Below are 24,639 nucleotides of genomic sequence, written 5' to 3' on the forward strand. Positions count from 1 at the left end.
CGGCGACCGGGCCGACCGCACGGGCGAACCGCCCGCACCCGAGCGGGGCGTGGCAGGGAGCACGCCTCGCACGTACCGGAGGACCGGCCACCTGGCACCCGCCCACCGGACGGGTACGGAAGTCGCCCCGCACGCCGCACAATAGGACGGTGGCAGAGCGAAACGACGCGCCGGCAGCAGTCGGTGACCCGATATCTCCCGTACCCGTGGCCGCCCCTGGGGCCGTCCTCGTGCCCGTCACGCGGGAAGTGGACTGCGGCACGGCCAAGTTGCTGCCGGACGTGGACCGGCCGCGGGCCGCGCTGCTCACCGTGGACGGCGCTCCGCAGTCGTACGTGGACCTGGACGAGCCGACGTACCTGGAGTTCGAGTACGCCCGCCGGGTCGGGCACGTGCTGGACGCCGTGGCCGAGCCCGGCCGCCCGCTGGACGCGCTGCATCTCGGCGGCGGCGCGCTGGCCCTGCCGCGCTACCTCGCCGCGACCCGGCCCGGCTCGCGGCAACAGGTGATCGAGGCCGATGGCGCGCTGCTCGACCTCGTACGGGAACACCTCCCGCTGCCGCCCGACAGCGGCATAGCGGTACACGCCGCGGATGCCCGTGCCGCGCTGGAGTCGGCGCCGGCGGCCTCCGCGGACATCGTCGTGGCCGACGTCTTCGGCGGGTCGCGGGTGCCGGCGCATCTGACGTCGGCGGAGTGCGCACGGGCCGCGGGCCGGGCGCTGCGGCCCGGCGGCTGCTACGTGGCGAACCTCGCCGACAGTGCGCCCTTCACCTTCCTGCGCGGCCAGCTCGCCAACTACGCGGCGGTCTTCGCGCAGCTCTGTCTGATCGCGGAGCCGTCGGTGCTGCGCGGCAGGCGGTTCGGGAACGCGGTCCTCGTCGCCTCCCAGGAAGAACTGCCGCTGTTGGAGATCGCCCGTCGGGTGGCGGCCGACGCCTTCCCCGCCAGGGTCGAACACGGCCCGCGGCTGCGGCAGCTCATCGGCGACGCGCAACCGGTAGGGGACGCGGAAGCGGTCCCCTCTCCCGAGCCGCCCACCGGGGCGTTCAGCGTGGGGTGACGTCGTCCGTGGCGGCCGAGGTCGGGAGGCCGGTCACCGGGACCTGGCCGGGGATGTCGGCCGGGGTGACGTCGGCGGGCCCGTGGGCGGACTCCGCCGCCGGCTGTCCCTCCACGGTTCCCGGTGCCGTGTCCGGCCGGCGTGCCAGCTGCCGTACGTCGCGTACGCACAGCACGGCCGCCGTCAGCAGGGCGATCAGCGCCGAGCACGCCCACAGGGCTGTGGTGCGGCCGATCAGGTCCTGGACCGGGCCCGCGAGGGCGGTGGCCAGCGGGACCATGGCGAGGGAGCCGAGCCAGTCGTAGGAGGAGACCCGGGAGAACTTCTCCTCCGGTATCTCCTGGTGCAGCGCCATCATCCACGTCACCGCGAACACCTCGACCGCGATCCCCGCGCCGAACATCACGGCCGTCAGCGCGCCCGCCGGCAGCGGCACGGCCAGCGCGGCGGACGGCAGGGCGAGCGGGAAGACGCACAGCGTGCCCACGCGCAGCAGGTACCGCGGCTTGTACCGGGTCATCAGCAGCGCGCCGCCGACCGTACCGGCGCCGAACGCCGCGAGCGCCAGCCCCCACGGGCCCGGACCGCCCAGGTGCTCCTGCGCGACCAGCGGCCCGTACACCGCCTCCGCGGCCGCCACGACCGCGTTGACGATGGCGAACTGCAGGACGATCGACCACAGCCACCGCCGCGAGACGACCTCCCGCCAGCCGTCCCGGAGGTCGGCGAGCAGGCCGTGCCCCGGTTCCCGCGGCGGCACGCCCCGTACGTCGAGGAAGGCGCGCAGCGCGCCGGCGAGGGCGAAGGCGGCGGCGTCGACCGCCAGTACCCAGCCGGGGCCGACGGCCGCGATCAGGGCGCCGCCCAGTGCGGCGCCGCCGATGTTGGCACCGTTCATGCCCATGCGGAAGACGGCGAAAGCGCGTCCCGACTGCTTGCCGGTGACGCTGGCCAGCACCATGCCCTCGGCGGCCGGCGCGAAGAACGCCTGCCCGGTGCCGCCGAGCGCGGACAGCAGCGCCATCTGCCACAGGCGGGGTTCCCCGGCGAGTACCAGCAGCGCGAAGGCGCCCTGGGACACGCAGTTCAGGATGTTGGCGGCGACCATCACGCGGTGCCGCGGCAGCCGGTCGGCGATCGCGCCCCCGATGAGGAGGAAGATCACCAGGGGGACCGTGCGGGCCGCGGCGACCAGGCCGACGTCGGTCGCCGAGCCGCCGGCTTCGAGCACGGCAAACGCCGCCGCGATCAGGGCCCCGGAACTTCCGAGACCGGTGACCACGGCGGCGGCCGTCAGCAGCGTGTAATTGCGCCCCGCCCACGCGGGGCGCTTCATCTTCATCACAACAGCATCGCGTTCTTGCCCGAAGGCGTCACTCGGATTTGCGCGGCCGGCCCTGGGATACCCGGGCCGGCCGGAGCCCGGTTACTCCAGTGGCCGGAGGGAACTCATGATCTTCTTGACCGTGGCCTCGTCGATCTCACCCTTGACGTCCTTGGCGGCATAGAGGATCCAGGTCGCGTACTCACCCGTGGTGTCGGTGTACGTGACCGCGTACGCCTTGCCGTCCGAGTCGCACTTGCCGTCCTTCTTCACGCCGGTCACGGTCGCCGTGGACAGCTTTCCGGTGATGCCGTGATCGCTCTTGAAGGACTTGGCCTTGGTGCCCTTGAACGTGCCGGTCTTCTTCTGGTCGTATCCGGCCCAGACCCAGTTCAGGGCCTCGTTCTGGGCGGCCTCGCCCTGGCTCTTGGCGCCCTGGGCACCCTTGACGCCGGTGCCGGCCAGCGAGGCGGTGGACTCGTTGCCGTCCTTGTCCTTGACGGTGCACCAGTTTTCCTTGAAGTAGGCCGGTGCGGTCATGGAGATGAGGGTCTTGGGGAAACCGGACTTGTCCTTCTCGTCCTGGAACCCGGTGTAGGTGTCCGGCGAGGTGGTCGTCCAGTCCTTGGTGGGGACGTCGAAGGCGACGTGCCGCTTGGCGTTGACCACCGTCTGCCAGCCCTTGATGACCGGCTGGTCGGGGGCGTTCGGGTCGCCGCCGGGACCGCTGCTCGCACTCGCGTCGCCCGACGGCTCCGAGGGCTCGGCCGTCGCGGACTTGCTGGGCTTCGGGTCCTGATGGGCGACGGGCTTCTTCTCGCCGTCCTGGAGGACGAGGACGCCGGTGACCACGGCGGCCGCCACGACCGCCACCGCCGCGACGACGGCGATCGTCACGGTGGTCTTCTTCTCGTTGCCGCCGTTGTTCTTGGGCGGCTGCGGCCCGCCCGGTCCCTGCCACTGCGGCTGAGTCGGGTGCTGGTAGGGGTGGGGCTGCTGGTAACCCGGCTGTTGGTAACCCTGCTGCTGGTACGGATTCGGCTGTTGGTACCCCGGCTGCTGATAAGGGTTCTGATCCTGCGGGTTCTGCTCGCCCCCGGGCGGCTGCTGTCCTGGCCACATGGGCGCTAACGATAAAGGGCCGAGGTGGGAGGTGTCACAGCTGCCCCGGCGAGCGTGACAGAACCCTGACCTTCACATGCGCTTCGTGGCGCTTCGGGCGACTTCGGCCGGGCGCGGAGCTGCCCTTCTCAGTATTGCTACTCGTAGGTAACATGACGCCATGTCCTCCGAGACCATGCCGACGATCGGCGAGATGATGGCGGCCTCCGTGCCGATGGCCCGCACCCTGAACCTGGAGTACGCCGAGACCACCGCCGAGCGCGCCGTGGTCCGGCTGCCCGACCAGCCCGACTTCCACAACCACGTCGGGGGTCCGCACGCCGGCGCGATGTTCACCCTCGCCGAGTCCGCGAGCGGTGCCATCGTGATGGCGGCCTTCGGCAGCCAGCTCACCCGGGCCGTGCCGCTCGCCGTGCGTGCCGAGATCGGTTACAAGAAGCTCGCCATGGGACCGGTCACCGCCACCGCCGAGCTGGGCCGGCCGGTCGACGAGGTGATCGCCGAGCTGGACGAGGGCAAGCGCCCCGAGTTCCCGGTCAACATCGCGATCACCCGCGAGGACGGCGCCGTGACCGGCGAGATGAGCATCATCTGGACCCTCCGCCCCAACGGCTGAGGGGCTCCTGTCGCGGCGGCCGGAGACTGCCCGCGATTCCGCCGGGATCGCGGGCAACTGATGGGCTCCACGTTGCGTCCCACCATCTGAAGGAAGAACGGCCGACCCCTGCCCCGCGCCACGCGCGACGGCTGCGGCCGTGACCAGCAGATCGAGTACGCTTCCCGGACGCGCGGCACCGCGCGTCAGGGGGCGGCCCGTACGGCGGGCCCGATACGAGGTGGAGGAACGGCGCGTTGCACGTCCAGGAGTGGCTCGAGTCCGTACCAGCGGTGAGCGTCTATCTCCTGGTGGGGGTGGTCATCGGGCTGGAGAGCCTCGGCATCCCGCTGCCGGGCGAGATCGTTCTTGTCAGCGCCTCGCTGCTGGCGGCGACGCAGGACCACATCAACCCGTACGTGCTGGGTACGTGCGCGACGGTCGGTGCGATCGTCGGCGACTCCATCGGGTACGTCATCGGCCGCAAGGGCGGTCAGCCGCTGCTGGACTGGGCCGGGCGGAAGTTCCCGCGCCACTTCGGGCCCGAGCACGTCGCGATGGCCGAGGAGAAGTTCGCCAAGTGGGGCATGTGGGCCGTGTTCTTCGGCCGCTTCATCGCGCTGCTGCGGATCTTCGCCGGACCGCTGTCGGGCGTGCTGCGCATGCCGTACTGGAAGTTCCTGATCGCCAACGTGCTGGGCGGCATCGTCTGGGCCGGCGGCACCACCGCGCTGATCTACAGCGTCGGCATCGTCGCCGAGCCCTGGCTGAAGCGCTTCTCCTGGCTGGGCCTGGTCGCCGCGGTCCTCTTCGGCCTCGGTTCGCTGATCGTCATGAAGCGCCGGGCGGCCAAGGCCGCCGCGGCCCATGAGGAGAAGCAGAGCGCCCAGGAGAAGCAGCCGGCGGCCTCCGCGGCCGCCGAGTAGCCCGCAACTCCCGCTCCGTCTCCTTGTGATCTTCACCCCAGCAGGGGCGGATCGCGCCCGTACGTCGCCTACGGTGCTGTCGGCGCGACAGGCCATGGCGTGAGCCCTCGGCGGCAGGCCATGACGACGAGACGTGACCACGGCGTGATCACGAGACGTGACGAGGAGACAGCGATGGCGGGACAGGCATTGATTTCCGGGGTCGGCGGGCCGGAGCCGAAGGTCGCCCCCGAGGCGTTCACCGCGCCCACCTCCGTCGTACTGGGCGAGGTCACCATGGCGCCCGGGTCGAGCGTCTGGTACCAGAGCGTCCTGCGGGCCGACGGCGGCCCCATCGCCATCGGCGCGGAGAGCAACATCCAGGACAACTGCACCGTCCATGTCGACCCGGGCTTCCCGGTCAGCGTCGGCGAGCGGGTGTCGGTCGGGCACAACGCCGTACTGCACGGCTGCACCATCGAGGACGACGTCCTGGTCGGTATGGGCGCCACGGTCCTGAACGGGGCCCGGATCGGTGCCGGCTCGCTGGTCGCCGCGCAGGCGCTGGTCCCGCAGGGGATGCAGGTGCCGCCCGGCTCGCTGGTCGCCGGCGTACCGGCGAAGGTCAAGCGCGAGCTGACGGACGAGGAGCGCGAGTCCATCAAGCTGAATGCCGCGGTCTACGTCGACCTCGCGGCGCGCCACCGGGAGACCGTGCAGAACGGCGACTGACACGTGAGCGGCCGCCTCCGCGGGGAGGCGGCCGCTTCTTCGGCAGTCCGTTACGGCTCAGTACCGGTCAGCCGGGCTGGCTGTTGTCCTTGAGCGTGCCCCAGCCGTGCCAGCGGTCGATCTCGATCCAGGCGCTGACCCGCTTGCGGTCGCGCTGCGGGTACTCCTTGCCCAGGTACTGCTGGGCGAGCCGGTCGATGTCGGCGAGGCCCTCGTCGTCGCGGAATTCGACGACGCGGCCGATGATGCTGATGTGCGTGTACCAGCTCTCCTCGTCGAGCACGGTGAGCGTGACCCGCGGGTCCCTGCGCACGTGGTTCAGCCGCTTGCGGCCCTCGTCCATGTTGACCAGCACCCGGCCGTCGTCCCAGAGGTACCAGGTGGCCGTGGACACCGGCTGGCCGTCGGATCGGAGGGTGGTGATGACGGCCGGGTTCGCCTTCTTCAGCATGGCGACGGCGTCCTCGGGAAGCGGCGGATTCGACATGGACTCTTCTCCTCCTCGTTGCGTGCGTCCGCGTCGCACGGCCCGGCCACCGGAACCGGACCGTACGGAGGGCCGTACGGGCGGGCCACCGACCGGACCACGAGACGCATCTGCACCGTGCCACATCCCGGCCCCCGCTTCCCGTACCGACCCCACCAAATCCGCCCGGTGCCGGGCAGTTCGCCACGCTCCTGCCCCGGAGGAGAGCGCGGCCGAGCCGGGGCTCGGGGCCGGACCGGGGGTGGCCGTGGGGTGAAGATCACAGGACGCGGCGGGGTGCGGTCGGACTACTGGTGAGTACGGTGAGCGGGTGCGAGCGAAGAAGAACGTGTTCTCATCCCTCGGCGCCGTGCGGCGCCGGGCCGCGTCATGGGCCGTGCACCGTGGCACGCGCTGGGTGCGGGAGGCCGGCGCGGTGACCGCCGAGCGCCCCGGCCCGTACCGCTTCCGCCGCATCGGGGGCGGCACCCGGCTCGCCTTCCCGCAGGGCACGATCTTCGGCGAGCAGTGGATCGAGCTCGGTGAGTACTGCATCATCGGCGAACAGGTCACGCTGACCGCCGGGATGATGCCGGGCCTCGACCTCGGCCCGGACTCGGTGCTGCGACTGGGCAACGGCGTCGTACTCGGCCGCGGCAGCCATGTCGTCGCCTCGCAGACCGTCACCATCGGCGACGAGGTCTACTGCGGCCCGTACGTCTACATCACCAGCGACAACCACTCGTACGACGACCCCGCGCAGCCGGTGGGCAAGCAGTGGCCGCGGACCGCGCCCGTCGAGATCGGCGCCGGCTCCTGGCTGGGTGCCGGCGCGGTGATCCTGCCGGGCGCGCGGCTGGGCCGGAACGTGGTGGTCGCGGCGGGTGCGGTGGTGCGTGGCGAGGTGCCCGACCACGCCGTGGTCGCAGGGGCGCCCGCCAAGGTCGTCCGCACCTGGGACCCGGCGGCGGGCTGGCAGCCCCCGCTGCGTACGCCGCCGCCGGTGCCGATCCCCGACGGCGTCACTCCTGAGCAGCTGCTCGCGGTCGCGGAGTGGGAGGCGGCGCAGATCCCGGCGTCATCCGCTGGCGGCGAGCAGCGCCGAACCCGCGAGAGCCAGTGAGGCGCCCGCCGTCTGCACGGCGCGCAGCCGCTCCTTGAGCACGCCCATCGCGGCGACCGCGGTGACGACGGGGTAGAGCGAGGCGAGTACGGCCGCGATGGTCACCGGGCCGCTCTGCGTGGCGAGCGCGTACGTGCCATTGGCGGCGACATCGGCGATGCCGACGAACGCCAGCGCGGGGAGCGCGGCACGGATGGCGGCCGTGCCGCCTTCGGGCAGCGCGGGCGTGCCGCGCCGGACCGTGAAGTGCAGCGCGGCGCCGCCGACCGCGACGTTGCACAGACGCTGTACGAACAGGGCGAGGAACAGGCCGGTCACGGTCGAGGACGCCTGGGAGATGAGGGCCATCACCGCGCCGAAGCCGAAGGCCGCGACGAGGGTGAGGACGATCGCCTCGCCGGTGACGGAGCTGCCGCCGCGCTGCGGGCCGCCGGCCAGCACCACGCCTATGACGGCCACGACCATGCCCGCGATCTGCACCGGGCCGGGGCGCTCGCCCAGGGCGAAGCCGACGCCGAGCGGGACGAGTACGGAGCCGAGCGAGGCGACGGGCGAGACGACGCCCATGGGGCCGAGCGCGAGTGCGCGGTAGAAGCAGAGCATGGCCGCCGGGCCGACGACGCCCGCCGCGACGGCGAACCACAGCTGCGGCGAGGCCGCGTGCCAGGCGCCGGTGGCGACGACGATCGCGCCGAGCACCACCGCGGCGATCACCTGTGAGACGACCACGACGGTCAGCGCTTGCATACGCCGGGTGAGCAGACCGCCGCCGAAGTCGGCGGCTCCCCACAGAAGGCTGGTGGCCAGAGCCAATACCGCGGTCATGATGTGGAACCTCGCAAGTACAGTGTGCTGAACGATGGAGTGCAAGAGAGCGTAGTGCAGCAAACTGAACTACGTAATTGAATATTTTGAACTTGGCGAGGTGGAGGCCAGGTCTTCACCCGGCCTTCACTGGGTCTGCGGTGAACCGGCCCGACCGAACCGGACTGGATGGAACGTGACGGATCTCGATCAGCTCACGCAGTCGCTGGCGCGCAACCTCAAGCACTGGCGGGGCGAGCGGGGCTACACGCTCGACGCCCTCGCCGCCCGTGCGGGGGTGAGCCGCGGCATGATCATTCAGATCGAGCAGGCCCGGACGAACCCGAGTGTGGGGACGACCGTCAAGATCGCCGACGCGCTGGGCATCAGCATCACCAGGCTCCTGGAGTACGACCAGGGGCCGCGGCTGCGGCTCGTCGGGCCCGGCGAGGCCGTACGGCTGTGGTCGACCGAGGCCGGCAGCCACACCTCGCTGCTCGTCGGCACGGAGGCGCCCGGCCCGTTCGAGCTGTGGGACTGGCGGCTGATGCCGGGCGACCGCAGCACCTCGGACCCGCATCCGCAGGGGACGAAGGAGCTGATCCACGTACGCGAGGGGGAGCTGACGCTCGTCCTGGAAGGCGGCGAACACCGGGTGCCGGCGGGCGCCTCGGCCGCCTTCGAGGCGTCCGTTCCGCACGAGTACCGCAACGACGGCGAGGAGGCCGTGGAGATGGTCATGTCGGTGAGCGTCCCGTCAGGGCGCTGAGTCCGGGAGCCGAGACAGGAGTCAACTGTGCTCGTGTTGCTGTTAGCTTGACGGGCATGCCGACACCTACTCCCTCGCGCACGCCCATGGACGCCTTCGAAGAAGTCCGGCCGGCCGTCGAGTGCGCGGAGCTGCTGCCCGAGCCCGTCGCCGCCGCGATCCGCGACTGGCAGGGCCCGGTGGACGTCCAGCAGCTCCACCACGTGGACACCGACCCGGCCATCGCCGACACCGCGCTCCTCGTCGAGCACTACGGCTCCTGGCTGCTCGACCAGTCCGCGAACTGCGTCGTCGTGGCGGGCAAGCGCGGGGACACCGTCACCCTCGCCGCCTGTGTCGTGCTCTCCACCACGCGCGTGGACGTCAACGGTGTCGTACGACGCGAGCTCGGCGCCCGCAAGGCGTCGTTCGCTCCCATGGACACCGCGGTCGGCCGCAGCGGCATGGAGTACGGCGGCATCACCCCCATCGGACTGCCCGCCGACTGGCCGCTGCTGGTGGACGCGGCCGTCGCCGACGCGCCGTACCTCCTGATCGGCAGCGGAGCCCGGCGCGGCAAGCTCATCGTCCCGGGCAAGGCCCTCGCCTCCCTGCCGGGCGCCCGCGTCCTGGAGGGGCTGGGACGCGCCGCGGGCTGAGTGGCGGCCGGTACTGGGACGGGATGCCGGTCGCCGGTGCTCGGATGCCAGCGGCTGATGGCCGGTGGTCGGTGGTCGCTCAGAGCGTGTCGATGTCCGTCGCCGAGCCGAGGTACGTCTCACCGAAGGCCGCGGCCGCCGCGTCGGAGGCGAACAGCTGGCGCAGCCGGGCCTCCGCGGTGCCCGCGCGGAACCGGTCGCCGGACGACGCGCCGTGCATCACGTCGGACAGCCACTGGGAGAACTCCTGGTACTGCCAGATCTTCTGCAGGCAGGCGTCCGAGTAGCGGGCGAGCCCCGACTCGTCCCCCGTCGTGCAGGCGCTGATGAGCCCCCGGGCGAGCAACAGGGCGTCGTGGATCGCCAGGTTCATGCCCTTGGCCGCGATCGGCGCGACGAGGTGGGCGGACTCGCCGGCCAGGTACAGCCGGCCGTACCCCATCGGCTCGACCACGTAGTTGTGCATGTCGAGGACCGTCTTCTCGATGATCCGGCCCTCGCTGAGGGGCTGGGCGCCGGTCGCCGCCAGGCGCGTACGCAGTTCGCTCCAGATACGGTCGTGCGGCCAGTTCGCCGGGTCGTCGCCCGGCGGGCACTCCAGGTAGTAACGGGTGACCTCGGGCGTGCGCGCCATGTGGGCGCTGAATCCGCGCTCGTGCAGGCCGAAGACGACGCCCTCGGCGGACGGCGGGGCCTCGGCGAGCAGCGCGAGCCAGCCGATGCCGTAGTCCAGGCGGGAGATGCGGAGTTCCCCGGCGGGTATCGCGGCGCGCGCCACGCTGCGGGCGCCGTCACAACCCGCTATGTACGCGCAGTCGATGCGGTGCCGTACGCCCGTCTCCGGGTCGGTGTACGAGACGGAGGGCCGGTCCGTGTCGATGCCGGCCGGGCGGACGTCCCGTACGCCGAAGCGGATGTCGCCGCCCGCCGCGTCCGCGTAGGCGGCCACCAGGTCGGTCACCAGCAGCGGCTGCGGGTACACGAAATGGCTCTGCCCGGAGAACCGGCCCGGCTCCACCACATGCCGCTCCCCGCCCCACCGGAACTCGAACGTCCGCTGGCGCTCGGCCCGTTCCCGCAGCCCGTCGGCCAGTCCGTGCCGCTCCAGGGCGTGGACCAGCCACTCCTCGATGAAGCCGGCCCGCGGCCGCTGCTCGATGAACTCCCGGCTCTCCGCCTCCAGTACGACGCAGCCGACGCCGGCGGCGCGCAGGACGTTCGCGAGCGTGAGCCCGGCGGGGCCGGCGCCGATGATGGCGACGGAGGTGCGGTGCGTCTCCTCCGCGGAGGGGGAGGAGGGTACGGCGGCGTCGGCCACGGTGGCGGTTCCCTTCGTACGGGGGCAGAACCGGGTGGCAGTGTATGGCCGAAGTCCCTGGTCAGGTGGGTCAGGTGGGTCAGGTGCGGTTCGGATCCGGACTCCGCCGGAAGGTACGGGCATCCAGGGACAGCGCGGTCGAATGCTCCGCGAATCCGAGGCTCCGGTACAGGGCCTCCGCCTCGTCCGTGGCATGCAGGTCGATACGGGACACGCCCTGTTCGGCCAGCCACTCCAGCAGCGCTTCGGTGGTCGCGCGGGCATAGCCGCGCCCGCGGTGTTCCGGGTCCGTGCACACGTTGAAGATGAAGGCGAACCGCCCCGTGGGATGCTGCGGAGCGGGCAGCCGCTGCTCGACCGTCCCCACGGCACACGCGGCGAGCCGCCGGCCGGCACGGGCGCTCGCCGTGCCGTGCGAGCGGTGGGCGCTGTCCGCTTCGCCCGCCGCCTCCGCCGCCTCCGCCGCCTCCGCGTCAATCACGAAGGCGCCAAGGACTGGTTGATCGCCCGACAACTGCTGCCGCGCGATGCTCACGGCTTCCTTCTCCCAGTCTCCCGGCCGGTCGGTGCCGTCCATCGCGGCGAACATCAGCCGTCGCAGCCGTACCAGCTCTTCGGCGTCCGCCGGCTCCGCCTGTCGAATCTCGATCATGCCCGGACGCTAGCGCACAGGCGTTCCCACGGGCCGGGAATTCCGCAGGCCGGACAGGCCCGTCGAGCGGTTCGGGGCTCGGTATTAGAGTGCCGGTGTGCCGTCGTACAGCATTGGACAAGCAGCAGCGTTGCTCGGGGTGAGTGCCGAGACCGTCCGGCGCTGGGCGGACGGCGGGCGGCTGGCCATGGACCGGGACGGCTCGGGCAATCGGGCCATCGACGGTGCGGGCCTCGCGGCGTTCGCGCGGGAGCGGGCCGCGGGGGCGCAGTGGGAGGACGGCGTGGCCACGTCCGTGCGGAACTCCTTCGTCGGCATCGTCACCGGGGTGGTGATGGACGACGTGGTCGCGCAGGTCGAGGTGCAGGCGGGCCCGCACCGGCTGGTCTCGCTGGTGACGCGGGAGTCGGTCGAGGAACTCGGCCTCGCCGTGGGCGTGACCGTCAGGGCACGGGCGAAGTCGACGAATGTCCATATCGACATCGACTGACGGCTGAGCCGCCCGGCCGAGTGCCGCGGTCGGGCGACGGGCGCTTGGCGGATGAGCCGGGAAGCCCGCACGCGGAACTTCGTACCAAACTCACAATTGCAAGCTGTTCGCGGGTAACAAGGTCGCAGGTGTGGCTCGCAGGGGGTGAGTTGGGTACCACTTGATGTGGCCGCCGCACCAACCTTCCGAGGGGGAATCGATGGGCAGGCGCACCGCTTCGCTCCCTGCGCACACCGTGCAGAGGTGCACCTTCGAACTGTGCGGCGAGGTCGCGCAGCCGGTCACGCTGAGCGTCGCCGACCTCCGGACGGGCTGGGCGCAGCACCGCGCGGAGGTCGTCTTCGACTGCGCCACCAACGGGCCGCAGCACCACGTCTTCCAGGGGCCGCTGCTGCGCGAGGTCGTCGCGGCCGCCCGTCCCACGTTCGACCCCCGCCGGCGCAAGGAACGCTCCCGTTTCCTGCTGTCCGTGAGCGGCATGGACACGCACCACGCCGTGGTGTCCTGGGCGGAGATCGACGCCGACTTCGGCAACACGCCGGTGCTGCTGGCGACCCACCTCGACGGCGAGGAACTCGACGACGCCGGCACGCAGCTCGTGGTCCCGACCGACCGCTGCGGCGCGCGCTATGTCAGCGCCGTCACCCGCATCCGGCTCAGCGCCTTCCGGCTGCCCGCCGACCACTGATCCCACGGCCCGCCGGCGGCCCCTTCCGCGTGTGCGGGCGGCCGTCGGCGGGCCGGCGTGTGCGGATCCGGCCACCGGTGATGCGGTGGTCGACGGCTGGTGCCCGTGGGGTGCCTGATGTTTTGTCAGTCCTTGGGCAAGCGTGACGGAACTCCTGACCAACGATTATGCGATGGGCACATGACGGCGATGGGCCGTCGCTGTCGCGACGGGAGGGGCCGGTCGTGTGACGGTCCGTCCCTGGTCATCGGTGCATGGCCGAATATTTCTGGGCGTGAATGATATGCATGAAGAAACCATGGCAATGACCGAGAAAAAACTGTTCCAGGTATTTCCAAGTGGCCAGAAATCTGTGCGTGTGGCCTGGTGGGCGGCGGGATGCTGGCGGCGCAAACGGAATGTTCCTGCGCTGTCGGGCCGTACTGTCCGGAGGCGCTCGTGAAAGGTTGATGGGCTGGTGCGACGTAGGGCGCGAGCGGAAGCGGAACGGGCGGCGGCGGTGGCGGCCGAACAATTGCTGCGCGCCGGTCAGCTACTGAGAAAAGCACCGGGGACCGCCGATCTGCGGGCCGTCTACCGCACCGATCAGTCCGTCAATGACACGCCGTACCGGAATCGCTGGGCACACGACAAAGTCGTGCGCTCCACCCACGGCGTGAACTGCACGGGCTCGTGCTCGTGGAAGGTGTACGTCAAGGACGGGCTGATCACCTGGGAGACCCAGCAGACCGACTACCCGTCCGTCGGCCCCGACCGCCCGGAGTACGAACCGCGGGGCTGCCCCCGAGGCGCCTCCTTCTCCTGGTACACCTACTCGCCGACCCGGGTGCGGTACCCCATGGTGCGCGGCGTCCTGCTGGACATGTACCGCCGGGCCAAGGCGCGGCTCGGCGGCGACCCGGTCGCGGCCTGGGCGGACGTCACCTCCGACCCCGAACGCCGGCGCACCTACCAGGAGGCGCGCGGCCGGGGCGGACTGGTCCGCGCCGACTGGCACGAGGCGCTGGAGATCGCCGCCGCCGCGCACGTGCACACCATCAGCACGTACGGTCCCGACCGGGTGGCGGGATTCTCGCCGATCCCCGCGATGTCGATGGCCTCGCACGCCGTCGGCGCGCGCTTCATGTCGCTGATCGGCGCGCCCATGATCTCGTTCTACGACTGGTACGCGGACCTGCCGGTGGCCTCCCCGCAGGTCTTCGGCGACCAGACCGACGTACCGGAGTCCGGCGACTGGTGGGACGCGGCCTACCTGATGCTGTGGGGCTCGAACGTGCCGGTGACGCGGACGCCGGACGCGCATTGGATGGCCGAGGCGCGCTACCGCGGCCAGAAGGTCGTGGTGGTGTCCCCGGACTACGCGGACGCCACGAAGTTCGCCGACGAGTGGATGCATCCCCACCCGGGCACCGACGGCGCGCTGGCCATGGCGATGGGCCACGTCGTGCTCACCGAGTTCTTCGTCCGCCGGCAGGTGCCGTACTTCACGGAGTACGTCAAGCAGTTCACCGACCTGCCCTTCCTGGTCGCCCTGGAGGAGCGCGAGGACGGCCGGTACGTGCCGGGCAAGTTCGTCACCGCGGCGGACCTCGGCATCGCCGCCGACGCCGCGCCCGAGGTGCGGGCCTGGATGCCGGTACTGGTCGACGCCGACACCGACGACGTCGTCGCGCCGAAGGGCACCCTCGGCGACCGCTGGGCCAAGGGCGCCGAAGGCCGGTGGAACCTTGACCTGGACGGCGTCGACCCGCTGCTCTCCTTCCACCGCCACGGCGGCCCGGACGCCGAGGTCGTGCTGCCCCGCTTCGACACACCGAACGGCACGGTGGTCCGCGGCGTGCCGACCCGGGAGATCGGCGGCCGCCCCGTCACCACCGTCTTCGACCTGCTGCTGGCCCGCTACGGCGTCGGCCGCGAGGGCCTGCCGGGGGAGTGGCCCACCGGTTACGACGACGCCTCGCAGCCCTGTACCCCGGCGTGGCAGGAGGAGATCACCTCGGTGCCGGCCGCCGCGGCGGAGCGCGTGGCGCGGGAGTTCGCGCGCACCGCCGAGCAGACCCGCGGCCGCTCGATGATCGTGATGGGCGCGGGCACCAACCACTGGTTCCACTCCGACACCATCTACCGTGCCTTCCTCTCCCTGCTCATCCTGACCGGCTGCCAGGGCGTCAACGGCGGCGGCTGGGCCCACTACGTCGGCCAGGAGAAGGTCCGCCCGTACACCGGCTGGCAGCAGCTCTCGACGGCCGCCGACTGGGTACGCCCGTCCCGCCAGATGGCCGGCACGCCGTACTGGTACCTGCACACCGACCAGTGGCGCTACGAGTCCTACCCGGCCGACGCGCTCGCCTCGCCGGCCGGCCGCGGCACCTTCGCCGGACGGCACACCGCCGACCTGGTGGCCCAGTCGGCGCGCCAGGGCTGGCTGCCCTCCAGCCCCACGTTCGGCGCCAACCCGCTCGATCTGGGCCGCGCGGTGCACGAGAGCGGACAGGAGCCCGACCGCTGGGTGGCAGGGCGGCTCGCCTCCGGAGAGCTGCAGTTCGCCTGCGAGGACCCCGACGCCCCCGCCAACTGGCCCCGCGTCCTCACCGTCTGGCGGGCCAACCTGATCGGCTCTTCGGCCAAGGGCAACGAGTACTTCCTGCGCCACCTGCTGGGAGCACGCGACAACGCCCGTGCCGAGGAAGCGGCACCCGGCGACCGCCCGCGTGAGGTGACCTGGCACGAGGAGGCACCGCGCGGCAAGCTAGACCTGCTGCTCGCCCTCGACTTCCGGATGACCTCCACCACGCTCTTCGCCGACCTCGTCCTGCCGGCCGCCACCTGGTACGAGAAGCACGACCTCTCCAGTACCGACATGCATCCGTACGTGCACGCCTTCACGCCCGCGATCAGCCCGCCGTGGCAGGCCCGCACCGACTTCGAGATCTTCCACGGCCTGGCCCGCAAGGTGGCAGAACTCGCCAAGGGCCGGCTGGACACCGCGTACGACCTGGTCGCCACCGCGCTGGCGCACGACACCCCCGAGGAGACCGCCCAGCCCGGCGGGCGCGCCGCCGACTGGCGGACCGGCGGCCCACCACCGCAACCGGGCGTCAACGCACCGAAGGTGACCCTGGTCGAACGCGACTACACCGCCATCGGCGAGCGGATCGCCGCCCTCGGGCCCCTCGCCGAGGAACACGGCATGAGCGTCAAGGGCGTCACCGTGCATCCCGGGCCCGAGGCCGGCTGGCTGGCCGCGCGGTGCGGTACCGCGGACGGGGGAGCGGCGGACGGCCGGCCGCTGCTCGACACGGACGTGAAGTTCTGTGAGGCGATCCTCGCGCTCTCCGGCACCACCAACGGCCGGCTCGCCGCCGAGGGGTTCGACCGGCTCGCCGACCGCTGCGGCCCGGGGTCGGGGCTCGCGGAGCTGGGTGCGTCGGTCGCCGAGCGCCGGGTGGTCTTCTCCGACACCCAGGACCGGCCCGTCCAGGTCGGCACCAGTTTCGAATGGTCCGGCAAGGAGGCCCCCGACCGCCGCTACTCGCCGTTCACCGTCAACACCGAGCACAGGAAGCCCTGGCACACCCTCACCGGACGTCAGCACTTCTACCTCGACCACGACTGGATGGCCGAGTTCGGCGAGCAACTACCGGTGTACAGACCGCCGTTGGACATGGCGGCCCTGGGGGAGCCCACTGCCCCGGACGCCGACGGCGACAGCCGCGCCGTCACCGTCCGCTACCTCACTCCGCACTCGAAGTGGTCCATCCACTCCGAGTACCAGGAGAACCTGCTGATGCAGACCCTCGCCCGCGGCGGCCCGGTCATCTGGATCGGCGTCGAGGACGCCGCCGCCATCGGCGTCGCCGACAACGACTGGATCGAGGCCGTCAACGCCAACGGTGTGGTCGTCGCCCGTGCCGTCGTCTCGCACCGCATGCCGGCCGGGACGGTCTTCATGTACCACGTGCAGGAACGGCTGGTGAACGTGCCCAAGTCGGAGGCGACCGGCCGGCGCGGCGGCGTGCACAACGCCCTGACCAAGCTGCTCATCAAGCCGACCCACCTCATCGGCGGCTACGCCCAGCAGTCCTTCGCCCCCAACTACCACGGTCCGACCGGGAACCAGCGCGACGCGGTGACCACGATCCGCCGCCGCTCCCAGAACGTGACCTACTGAGACCCGCCCCACCGACGACGTCCTGACGACGTGGAGTCCTGACATGCCCCGCGGCAACGCCACCCCCCAGCGCGTCATGGCCCAGGTGGCCATGGTGATGAACCTCGACAAGTGCATCGGCTGCCACACCTGCTCGGTCACCTGCAAACAGACCTGGACCAACCGCACCGGCACCGAATACGCCTGGTTCAACAACGTCGAGACCCGGCCCGGCCAGGGCTACCCCCGAGGCTACGAGGACCAGGAGAAGTGGCAGGGCGGCTGGCGGCTGAAACGTGGCCGTCTGGTGCCGCGCACCGGTGGCCGCGCCCGCCGGCTGGCCCGCCTCTTCGCCAACCCCGAACTGCCCACGCTGGACGACTACTACCAGCCCTGGACCTACGACTACGAGAACCTCACCAGCGCGCCGCTCGGCGACGACCTGCCCACCGCGCCGCCCCGCTCCCTCGTCGACGGCGGCCCCACCGACATCACCTGGGGCCCCAACTGGGACGACGACCTCGGCGGCGGCCCCGAACACCTCGCCGACGACCCGGTTCTGCGCAAGATGAACGACACCGTGCGGCTGGAGTACGAGCAGGCGTTCATGTTCTACCTGCCGCGGATCTGCGAGCACTGCCTCAACCCGTCCTGCGTCGCGGTCTGCCCCTCCGGCGCGCTCTACAAGCGCATCGAGGACGGCATCGTCCTCGTCGACCAGGACCGCTGCCGCGGCTGGCGGATGTGCGTATCCGGCTGCCCGTACAAGAAGGTCTACTTCAACCACCACACCGGCAAGGCCGAGAAGTGCACCTTCTGCTACCCCCGCATCGAGGCGGGCGAGCCGACCGTCTGCTCGGAGACTTGCGTCGGCCGGCTGCGCTACCTCGGTGTGATGCTCTACGACCCCGAAAAGGCGGGCGTCGCCGCGGCCGTCACCGATGAACAGGACCTCTATGAAGCCCAGTTGGGGTGCTTCCTCGATCCGGAGGATCCCGCGGTGGTGCGCGCCGCCGAGGAGTCCGGCATCGCGCACGACTGGATCGAGGCAGCCCGGCGCTCCCCGGTACGCGACCTGATCAGCAGGTACAAGGTGGCCCTGCCCCTGCACCCGGAGTACCGCACCCTGCCGATGGTCTGGTACATCCCGCCGCTCTCCCCGATCGTGGACGCCCTCACCACCACGGGCCACGACGGCGAGGACCCGGCAGCGCTGTTCGGTGCCATCGACTCGCTGCGCATCCCGCTCGGCTACCTCGCCGAACTGTTCACCGCCGGGGACACCGCACCCGTCGAGGCCGCGTTGTGCCGGCTGGCGGCCATGCGCGCCCACATGCGGCGCAGCAACCTCGGCGAGGAACCGGACCCGGGCATCGCCCGCGCCGTCGGCATGGACGAACGCACCCTCACCGCCATGTACCGGCTGCTGGCGCTGGCCAAGTACGACGAGCGCTACGTCATCCCCACCAGCTACACCGCGCCGGCGCCCGGAGACGTGGACCTCGGCGGCTGCAGCCTGGACGCCGAGGGCGGACCCGGCATGATGCCCGGCGGCGACGACCCCGGCTCCTTCCATGCCCCACCGGGCACCGAACCCACCGCCGCCGGCAGCGCCACGGCGGGCCGGGTCAACCTGCTCAACTGGAACGGCAAGGGGCGCCCCGGCGGCCTCTTCCCGAAGCGGGCCGGGCGGGGCGAGCGGTGACCGCGCCCGTCGTCCACCAGGCCGCTTCCCTGCTGTTGTGCTACCCCGGCGACGACTGGCCGCGGCGCCTGGCGACCGTCCACGGCGCGGTACGCCACGTCCGGGGCGCCGAGAGCGCACTGCTCGCACGGTTCTGCACCACACTGCGGACCACCGATCCGCTCGTACTGGCCGCGCGGTACGTCGCCACCTTCGACCGCAGCCGCCGACGCTCCCTCTACCTGACCTACTACACCGACGGCGACACCCGCCGCCGCGGTGCCTCCCTCGCCCGCCTCAAGGACCACTACCGCGACCACGGCTGGCTGCCGCCCGAGGACGAACTACCGGACTTCCTGCCGCTGATGCTGGAGTTCGCCGCGCGCAGCCCCGAGCCGGGGCTGCGCCTGCTCGCCGCCCACCGGCCCGCCGTCGAGGTGCTCCGCTACGCGCTCGTCGCGCACCGCAGCCCGTACGCCGACGTCCTCCAGGCCGTCTGCGACACCCTGCCCGGGCCGGCCCCCGCCAGCCGCGAAGAAGCCCTCCGCATCGCACGCAACGGGCCGCCGGCCGAGACCGTCGGCCTGGACCCCTTCCCCGCCCAGCCCGGACACGTCACCCAAGGAACCCGCCGGTGACCCACCTGAACATCGCCCTGTGGGGCGTCTGCCCGTACCTCGTCCTCGTGATCCTGATCGCCGGCACCGCCTGGCGCTACCACTACGACCGCTTCGGCTTCACCACCCGCTCCAGCCAGCTCCACGAGAGCCGCCTGCTGGGAATCGGCGGGCCACTCTTCCACTACGGCCTGTTCTTCGTCATCGCCGGGCACGCCGCGGGTCTGCTCGTACCCGAGAGCCTCACCGACCGGCTGCACGTGAGCCACGAGTTCTACCACGCCAACGCCCTGCTGGTCGGCGGCGCGGCCGGCATCGCGACCGTGGCCGGACTGGCCGTCCTCCTCTACCGCAGGCTGCGGGTGCGCGCGGTGCGCCGGGCGACGAGCCGCAGCGACCGCGTCGTCCACCCCCTGCTGACGGTCGTCCTGCTGGCCGGCCTGGCCGCCACCGCCAGCGGCGCCGCGGCGGACTCCTACGACTACCGCCGGGGGGTGTCGGTGTGGTTCCGCAGCCTGTTCGCCCTGGAACCGGACGTGCCCGCCATGGCGCACGCCCCGTTCATCTACCAACTGCACGCCGCCCTCGCGATGGCGCTCTTCGCGCTGTGGCCGTTCAGCCGCCTGGTCCACGCCTTCAGCGCCCCACTGGGCTACCTCGTCCGCCCGTACGTCGTCTACCGTTCGCGGGGCGCCGCCGGAGCGAAGGCGGCGGCCGGGCGCCGCGCCGATTGAACCGGCCCCGCCGTCGCTACGTCCAAGTCTCCGGCAGGATCGGTAGGGAACGGGGAGGGAGCGAAGTGGCGGTGGCAGGCAAGAGAGTGTGGGCGACAGGCGCAGCGGGGTTCGTTCTGGGCGCCGGCGCGGTGTTCGCGGTGACGTCGGCAGCAAGTGACGGTCCGGGGGTGACGGTTCAGCCGGAGTCCGCCTCGGACGTTCCGCAGACCCGCCAAGGGCTCATCGCGGCTTGGAGCGATGAGCTGAAGAAGGCGGGGAAAGGCAAGCCGGAGGGCTGGCGGGAGCTGTCGACGCAGGAGATCCGCGACCGGTACATCTCCCAGGTGTATGCCAACGCGCCGAATGCGAAGGACATAGACCCGGGCATGGCCGGACGGCACTGACCGGCGGGGGAGGGAAACGGGGCGGGGCCCGCTGCCGGCGGACAGCGAGCCCTCTTGGCGTGCGGTGTCTAGCTGTTGATCTCGTCGATCACCGCGACGGCCTTGTCCATGTGCTCGGAGCCGAACAGGTCGTCATTCTTGCGGGTGACCTCGTCGTCCAACGTCTCGTAGTGCGAGTTGACGCTGACGATCTGTCCTTCGGTCGTGGCGATCGGTCCGCCGGATGCGCCCTTGCCCATGTCGCAGTCGACCTTGACCCGGTCGTCCAGGGGGTTCCAGTCGAAGGCGTCTTCGGCGTTGCCGGTGCAGTAGAACTGCTTGAAGCCGTCCATGTCGGTGCGGTGGTAGCCCTCGCCGGGGAAGCCGGAGTCGATGACGTCGGAGAAGTCCGAGCCGTCACCGAAGCGGTAGCCCAGCGCTCCGACCGCGGCGGTCAGCGAGGTGTAGCCGGTGGGGACGGTCACGTCGAACGCCGCCAGGTCCGCGTCTTCGACGTCGCCGTCCGCTGTCCACTGGGTCGGGGCGACCTTCTTCGTGGCGGTCCACTTTCCCCACGGCGCATCGTAGCCGTCGGGGTTGTCCGTGTTCTTCTTGAAGCCGGGCATGAACGTGATCTTGGTGTGGAAGCCGTCGGCTCCGGACCCGTCTCCGGGATGGATGCAGTGACCGGCGGTCCACACCGTGTTGCCGCTGTCGGAGGCGATGGAAGCCCCTGTGCAGCCGTGTTCCTTCCCGTCCTTGGCGATGTACAGGATCTTGCCCACGACGACGGCCGGGGGCGTCTGCGGGAAGGGCACCTCGCGGGCGACCGGCATTTCCGGGATATCGACCGCGGAGGACGTGAGCACGGTCTTTCCGGAGGGAAGGACTCGCTGCGCTTCGGCTGTCAGGTCCGAGTCGCTGTTCTTCGCCCTCCCCTTGGAGGCCTTGGCCGCGGCCTTGACCTTCCGGGCGAACGCGGCGTCGTCTGCCTCCTCGTTGGCCAGCGCCCTGCTGACGCGTGCCGGCGTCCAGAAGTCCCGCACGGACTGTGCGCTGTCGCGCTGCACGCCGGTCGTCACCGACGGCTCGTCCGGAGAGCCGGGTTCAGCCGCTGTGGCGGTCGTCAGGGTCGCGGGGATCAGCGCTGCCGCGAGCAGTGCGACCGAAATCGCCTTGCGACGTCTAGGTATGTGCACGCTTGAAGCCTTCCGATCAGAGTTGTCGTGCCCCTGTCGCGCTGCTCCAGTCAACCACGAAGAGAGTTCTACAACCCGTCAATTACCCACGCTGGGCGGTGAGTTGATGGACTGCGGGCATCTCTCATGGCCTCGTGCACGGATTGTCGGGCGGCACTCGGCTTGCCTTCCCGCTATGAGGTCATCTATGAGGTCATCGGTGGAGCCGTGCGGGCGTCGTAGGCGGCGCGGGCGTCGTCGATCCGGGCGAGGTGCGTGACGCTCCATTCGAGCAGGGGCGCGGTGGCCTCGCGCAGGGTGATGCCCATGTCGGTGAGCTCATAGCTGACGTGCGGCGGCATCACCTCGTGGACGGTGCGGGTCAGGATTCCGTCGCGCTCCAGGCTGCGCAGGGTTACGGTGAGCATGCGCTGGCTGATTCCGTCGATGGCCCTCTTGAGCTCGGTGAAACGGCGCGGTCCGTCTCTGAGATTGCGCACGACCAGCAGCGACCACTTGTCTCCGACGATGTTGAGCACCACCCGGGTTCGGCACGCATCGCTTGGCTGCGCCGCCGACTGTGGATCGCCCTGTGCCGCGTCCATGGTTACCTCCAGAGAACCGGGTCACCGAAAAGTGCCTTATTGCCTGCGGCGCTCCGTGTGCACCAGCATGTTCTTGGTACTCGAACAGTACCGAGGCACGAAAGGTAACCGTCAGAGCCGCGAGCCGGCGGCATGCGCGTGGCCGTGCCCTTCTACTCCTGCGAAGGAAGAACGATGTCCGTATTTCTGCTGCTACACGGTGCTTGGCACAGCGGACGGTGCTGGGATCGGGTGGTGCCGCTGCTGGAGGCCGCCGGGCACCGGGTGTTCGCGCCGTCCCTGACCGGCCTTGGCGACAAGGCACACCTGGCCGGTCCGGAGGTGGGTCTCGATACGCACGTCGACGACGTGGTCGGGTTGATCACCGAGGAGAACCTCGGCGACGTGGTACTCGTCGGCCACAGCTACGCAGGGCTGGTGATCTCCTCCGCGGCCAACCGGATGCCGGAACGCATCGCGCACCTGGTCTACCTCGACGCGATGGTCCCGGAGGACGGCGAGTCCGCGGTCGACGTCCAACCCGTGACACGGCAACTGATCGAGCTCGCCGAGAAGTCCGAGAGCGGCTGGCGCGTGCCGCCGATGCCCGAGCAGCCCGCGCCCTTCGGCCTGTTCGGCGTCACCGACCCGGCCGACGTCGCCTGGCTGCGCGGGATGCTCTCGGACCAGCCGGTGCGCTGCCTGCAGCAGCCGGTGCGACTGGACAACCCATCCGTCGACGCGATCCCGCGCACGCACATTCACAATGTCGGCGCCATGCCGGCGGGCGTCACCCGTCGCCCCGTCCCCTCGATCCAACCCAATGGCACTGCCGCCCAGGTCTGGGAGCTGCCGACCGGCCACGACTGCATGATCACCATGCCGAGCGAACTCAGCGAACTGCTTCTCAAACTCGCCTGACCACGGGTTGCCCTCCCCTGACCACGGGTTGTCGTCAAGGTGTCACGCCCGCTCTGTCGGAGGCCGGCGGGCGCCCGCCACGGCTGCCGCGCTGGAGCCGGTTGCGGATCTGATCGGACCGCTCGGGGATGGTGTGGCTGATGCCGTCGCGACGCAGGCCAGGTGGATCTTGTTGGTCAGGCGCCTCGGGAGCGTCCGGGTGCGGGGTTGCGGGCCTCCTTTTTTGGCCCTAGCGCAGGGCGGGGATCTCGATCGCCGGGCAGCGGTCCATGACCATGGCCAGGCCGGCGGCGCGGGTGCGTTCGTACGCTGCTTCGTCGATGACGCCCAGCTGGAACCAGACCGCCTTGGCGCCGATGGACACGGCCTCGTCGGCGACCTCGCCCGCCAGCTCGCTGTTCACGAACACGTCGACGACGTCGACCTCGAAGGGAATGGCGTCGAGGGAGGGGTAGCCCTGTTCCCCGTGCACCGTCTCGGCCTTGGGATGCACGGGGACGATCCGCTTGCCGAAGCGCTGCAGTACGTTCGCGACGCCGTATGCGGCACGCTGCTGGTTCGAGGACAGCCCCACGACGGCCCAGGTGTCACCGAGTTCCGTCAGAATCTTGCGGATGGTCGCCGGGTCGCCGTACATCGCTTCAGCCTCCTGCTGTCGGGTCGTGCTCCCCACGGTATGCCCCTGACCGGGCCGGTGCGGCGCCGGATCGCGGGGACCGCTGATCGGCGCAGTGGCGCGTACGCCGCCGTGTGGGTCGTCGCCGCCCAGGGCACAGTGACCGGCATGAGCAACGAAGATCGTGACAACGGACGGCAGGCGCTGAGCGGGAGCGTGGCCCTGGTGACCGGTGCCTCCAGTGGGATCGGGGCCGCGACGGCGCTGGCGCTCGCGCGGGAGGGGTGTGCCGTCGCCCTGGTCGCCCGCCGGGCCGAGCGGCTGGCGGAACTCACCGCGCGCATTGGGGAGGAAGGCGGCCCGGAACCGCTCTCCCTCGCCGCTGACCTCGGCGATCCGGCGCAGGCCGCTCGGGTGGTCGCCGAAGCCGTGGACCACTTCGGCCGGCTGGACGTGCTGGTGAACAACGCCGGTTACGGAGCGCGCAGCCCGTTCGAGGACAGTGACCCCGAGGACTGGGACCGCATGCTCGACCTCAACGTGAAGGCGCTGCTGCGGATGTCGCACGCCGCGCTGCCGCACCTGCTGCGCGCTGCGGCGGACGGCCCGCGCGGCGTCGCCGACCTGGTGAACGTCAGCTCGGCCGCCGGGCGGGTGCCGCGCAAGAACAACAGCGTCTACTCGGCGAGCAAGCACGCCGTGTGCAGCTTCAGTGAGGCGCTGCGGCAGGAGGTGACCGGGCGCGGCGTACGGGTCGGGCTGGTCGAGCCGGGGGTGGTGGTGACGGAGATGACCAGCGGCAGTCAGGCGTCCTCGGCCCGCGGGCTGCCGCGGGAGGAGTGGCTGGTGGCGGAGGACATCGCGCGGTGCGTCGGCTTCATGGTGACGCAGCCCGCCCATATGGCCGTCAACGAGCTCACGGTACGGCCCACCGCTCAGGAGCACTGAGCCCGGACCGGCGGCGCCTCGGCCGCCCCTGGCCGAAAACCGCCTTATGGACCGCCTCCGGCCGTCCTACGTTGACTTCGTGACCAGATTTCAAAACTGGTCACGAAGTCAGAAGGAACGGCAGAAGGAACAGCGGAAGCAAGCGGTACCAA

At 71.1% G+C, this 24,639-nt stretch carries 25 protein-coding genes; 16 read left to right on the forward strand and 9 right to left on the reverse strand.

Annotated elements, in window-relative coordinates:
• Positions 1–206: 206 nt before the first annotated feature.
• Complete coding sequence (locus tag ACZ6WH_RS02960) at positions 207–1,064, forward strand: spermidine synthase (protein ID WP_469725516.1); 858 nt, start codon at positions 207–209, stop codon at positions 1,062–1,064.
• On the opposite strand, the gene ACZ6WH_RS02965 is transcribed toward ACZ6WH_RS02960, so the two are convergent.
• Entirely contained in the window at positions 1,051–2,406 is a 1,356-nt protein-coding gene (locus ACZ6WH_RS02965) for an MFS transporter (protein ID WP_469725517.1), read from the reverse strand. The genes ACZ6WH_RS02960 and ACZ6WH_RS02965 overlap by 14 nt on opposite strands.
• Before the next feature lie 84 nt (positions 2,407–2,490).
• Positions 2,491–3,510, reverse strand: a complete 1,020-nt coding sequence (locus ACZ6WH_RS02970) for a DUF8017 domain-containing protein (RefSeq protein ID WP_469725519.1) — start codon at positions 3,508–3,510, stop codon at positions 2,491–2,493.
• Positions 3,511–3,670: 160 nt separating this feature from the next.
• Here ACZ6WH_RS02970 and ACZ6WH_RS02975 point away from each other — a divergent pair, with 160 nt between their 5' ends.
• From ACZ6WH_RS02975 to ACZ6WH_RS02985, 3 genes are all read left to right on the forward strand, one after another.
• A complete protein-coding gene (locus tag ACZ6WH_RS02975) occupies positions 3,671–4,126 on the forward strand; it encodes a DUF4442 domain-containing protein (RefSeq protein ID WP_432849986.1) in 456 nt (151 codons plus the stop codon).
• Positions 4,127–4,362: 236 nt separating this feature from the next.
• A complete protein-coding gene (locus tag ACZ6WH_RS02980) occupies positions 4,363–5,031 on the forward strand; it encodes a DedA family protein (RefSeq protein WP_361551568.1) in 669 nt (222 codons plus the stop codon).
• A gap of 174 nt (positions 5,032–5,205) precedes the next feature.
• On the forward strand, positions 5,206–5,742 hold the full coding sequence (locus tag ACZ6WH_RS02985) for a gamma carbonic anhydrase family protein (protein WP_469725521.1): 537 nt from the start codon (positions 5,206–5,208) through the stop codon (positions 5,740–5,742).
• 67 nt (positions 5,743–5,809) lie between these two features.
• Here the strand turns inward: ACZ6WH_RS02985 and ACZ6WH_RS02990 are convergent, their stop codons facing one another.
• Complete coding sequence (locus tag ACZ6WH_RS02990; protein WP_432849983.1) at positions 5,810–6,229, reverse strand: PPOX class F420-dependent oxidoreductase; 420 nt, start codon at positions 6,227–6,229, stop codon at positions 5,810–5,812.
• A gap of 310 nt (positions 6,230–6,539) precedes the next feature.
• On the opposite strand from ACZ6WH_RS02990, the gene ACZ6WH_RS02995 reads away from it, so the two are divergent.
• Positions 6,540–7,331: an acyltransferase gene (locus tag ACZ6WH_RS02995; RefSeq protein ID WP_432849981.1), complete on the forward strand. Its 792-nt coding sequence runs from the start codon at positions 6,540–6,542 to the stop codon at positions 7,329–7,331.
• On the opposite strand, the gene ACZ6WH_RS03000 is transcribed toward ACZ6WH_RS02995, so the two are convergent.
• Entirely contained in the window at positions 7,287–8,156 is an 870-nt protein-coding gene (locus ACZ6WH_RS03000) for an EamA family transporter (protein WP_469725523.1), read from the reverse strand. The genes ACZ6WH_RS02995 and ACZ6WH_RS03000 overlap by 45 nt on opposite strands.
• Positions 8,157–8,331: 175 nt before the next feature.
• On the opposite strand from ACZ6WH_RS03000, the gene ACZ6WH_RS03005 reads away from it, so the two are divergent.
• Positions 8,332–8,904 (forward strand): helix-turn-helix domain-containing protein, encoded by a 573-nt coding sequence (locus ACZ6WH_RS03005; protein ID WP_469725525.1) that lies wholly within the window; start codon positions 8,332–8,334, stop codon positions 8,902–8,904.
• Between the two features lie 86 nt (positions 8,905–8,990).
• On the forward strand, positions 8,991–9,542 hold the full coding sequence (locus ACZ6WH_RS03010) for a YbaK/EbsC family protein (RefSeq protein ID WP_432863960.1): 552 nt from the start codon (positions 8,991–8,993) through the stop codon (positions 9,540–9,542).
• Positions 9,543–9,621: 79 nt separating this feature from the next.
• Here ACZ6WH_RS03010 and ACZ6WH_RS03015 read toward each other — a convergent pair whose 3' ends face one another.
• Entirely contained in the window at positions 9,622–10,860 is a 1,239-nt protein-coding gene (locus ACZ6WH_RS03015; RefSeq protein WP_469725527.1) for a 4-hydroxybenzoate 3-monooxygenase, read from the reverse strand.
• Between the two features lie 79 nt (positions 10,861–10,939).
• Positions 10,940–11,512, reverse strand: coding sequence for a GNAT family N-acetyltransferase (locus ACZ6WH_RS03020; RefSeq protein ID WP_469725528.1), 573 nt, complete (start codon positions 11,510–11,512; stop codon positions 10,940–10,942).
• A gap of 97 nt (positions 11,513–11,609) precedes the next feature.
• Between ACZ6WH_RS03020 and ACZ6WH_RS03025 the strand changes: the two genes are divergently transcribed.
• The 7 genes from ACZ6WH_RS03025 to ACZ6WH_RS03055 all read left to right on the forward strand — a co-directional run bounded on the left by ACZ6WH_RS03025 (position 11,610) and on the right by ACZ6WH_RS03055 (position 20,261).
• The gene (locus ACZ6WH_RS03025) at positions 11,610–12,002 is read left to right on the forward strand and encodes a TOBE domain-containing protein (RefSeq protein WP_469725530.1); all 393 of its coding nucleotides are present in this window, start codon (positions 11,610–11,612) and stop codon (positions 12,000–12,002) included.
• A 199-nt stretch (positions 12,003–12,201) separates the two neighbouring features.
• The gene (locus tag ACZ6WH_RS03030) at positions 12,202–12,690 is read left to right on the forward strand and encodes a molybdopterin-dependent oxidoreductase (RefSeq protein ID WP_469725531.1); all 489 of its coding nucleotides are present in this window, start codon (positions 12,202–12,204) and stop codon (positions 12,688–12,690) included.
• 457 nt (positions 12,691–13,147) lie between these two features.
• Positions 13,148–16,861, forward strand: a complete 3,714-nt coding sequence (locus ACZ6WH_RS03035; protein ID WP_469725533.1) for a nitrate reductase subunit alpha — start codon at positions 13,148–13,150, stop codon at positions 16,859–16,861.
• Between the two features lie 43 nt (positions 16,862–16,904).
• Entirely contained in the window at positions 16,905–18,545 is a 1,641-nt protein-coding gene (gene narH / locus ACZ6WH_RS03040; RefSeq protein ID WP_469725535.1) for a nitrate reductase subunit beta, read from the forward strand.
• On the forward strand, positions 18,542–19,162 hold the full coding sequence (gene narJ / locus ACZ6WH_RS03045) for a nitrate reductase molybdenum cofactor assembly chaperone (RefSeq protein ID WP_469725536.1): 621 nt from the start codon (positions 18,542–18,544) through the stop codon (positions 19,160–19,162). Before narH ends, narJ begins: the two co-directional genes overlap by 4 nt.
• Complete coding sequence (gene narI / locus ACZ6WH_RS03050; protein WP_469725538.1) at positions 19,159–19,875, forward strand: respiratory nitrate reductase subunit gamma; 717 nt, start codon at positions 19,159–19,161, stop codon at positions 19,873–19,875. The genes narJ and narI overlap by 4 nt, the downstream gene beginning before the upstream one ends.
• Positions 19,876–19,940: 65 nt before the next feature.
• The gene (locus ACZ6WH_RS03055) at positions 19,941–20,261 is read left to right on the forward strand and encodes a hypothetical protein (RefSeq protein ID WP_469725539.1); all 321 of its coding nucleotides are present in this window, start codon (positions 19,941–19,943) and stop codon (positions 20,259–20,261) included.
• A 68-nt stretch (positions 20,262–20,329) separates the two neighbouring features.
• Here the strand turns inward: ACZ6WH_RS03055 and ACZ6WH_RS03060 are convergent, their stop codons facing one another.
• Together ACZ6WH_RS03060 and ACZ6WH_RS03065 are read right to left on the reverse strand one after the other, a co-directional pair.
• Positions 20,330–21,439, reverse strand: coding sequence for a trypsin-like serine peptidase (locus ACZ6WH_RS03060; protein WP_469725541.1), 1,110 nt, complete (start codon positions 21,437–21,439; stop codon positions 20,330–20,332).
• A gap of 185 nt (positions 21,440–21,624) precedes the next feature.
• A complete protein-coding gene (locus tag ACZ6WH_RS03065; protein ID WP_469725542.1) occupies positions 21,625–22,023 on the reverse strand; it encodes a winged helix-turn-helix transcriptional regulator in 399 nt (132 codons plus the stop codon).
• A gap of 174 nt (positions 22,024–22,197) precedes the next feature.
• Here ACZ6WH_RS03065 and ACZ6WH_RS03070 point away from each other — a divergent pair, with 174 nt between their 5' ends.
• Complete coding sequence (locus ACZ6WH_RS03070; protein ID WP_469725543.1) at positions 22,198–22,923, forward strand: alpha/beta fold hydrolase; 726 nt, start codon at positions 22,198–22,200, stop codon at positions 22,921–22,923.
• Between the two features lie 229 nt (positions 22,924–23,152).
• Here the strand turns inward: ACZ6WH_RS03070 and ACZ6WH_RS03075 are convergent, their stop codons facing one another.
• Entirely contained in the window at positions 23,153–23,560 is a 408-nt protein-coding gene (locus tag ACZ6WH_RS03075; protein WP_469726243.1) for a CoA-binding protein, read from the reverse strand.
• A gap of 147 nt (positions 23,561–23,707) precedes the next feature.
• On the opposite strand from ACZ6WH_RS03075, the gene ACZ6WH_RS03080 reads away from it, so the two are divergent.
• Positions 23,708–24,487 carry an SDR family oxidoreductase gene (locus ACZ6WH_RS03080; RefSeq protein ID WP_469725544.1) on the forward strand — a complete coding sequence of 260 codons (780 nt, stop codon included), beginning with the start codon at positions 23,708–23,710 and terminating at the stop codon, positions 24,485–24,487.
• Positions 24,488–24,639 lie beyond the last annotated feature (152 nt).

Source organism: Streptomyces sp. NPDC050806, assembly GCF_055586425.1.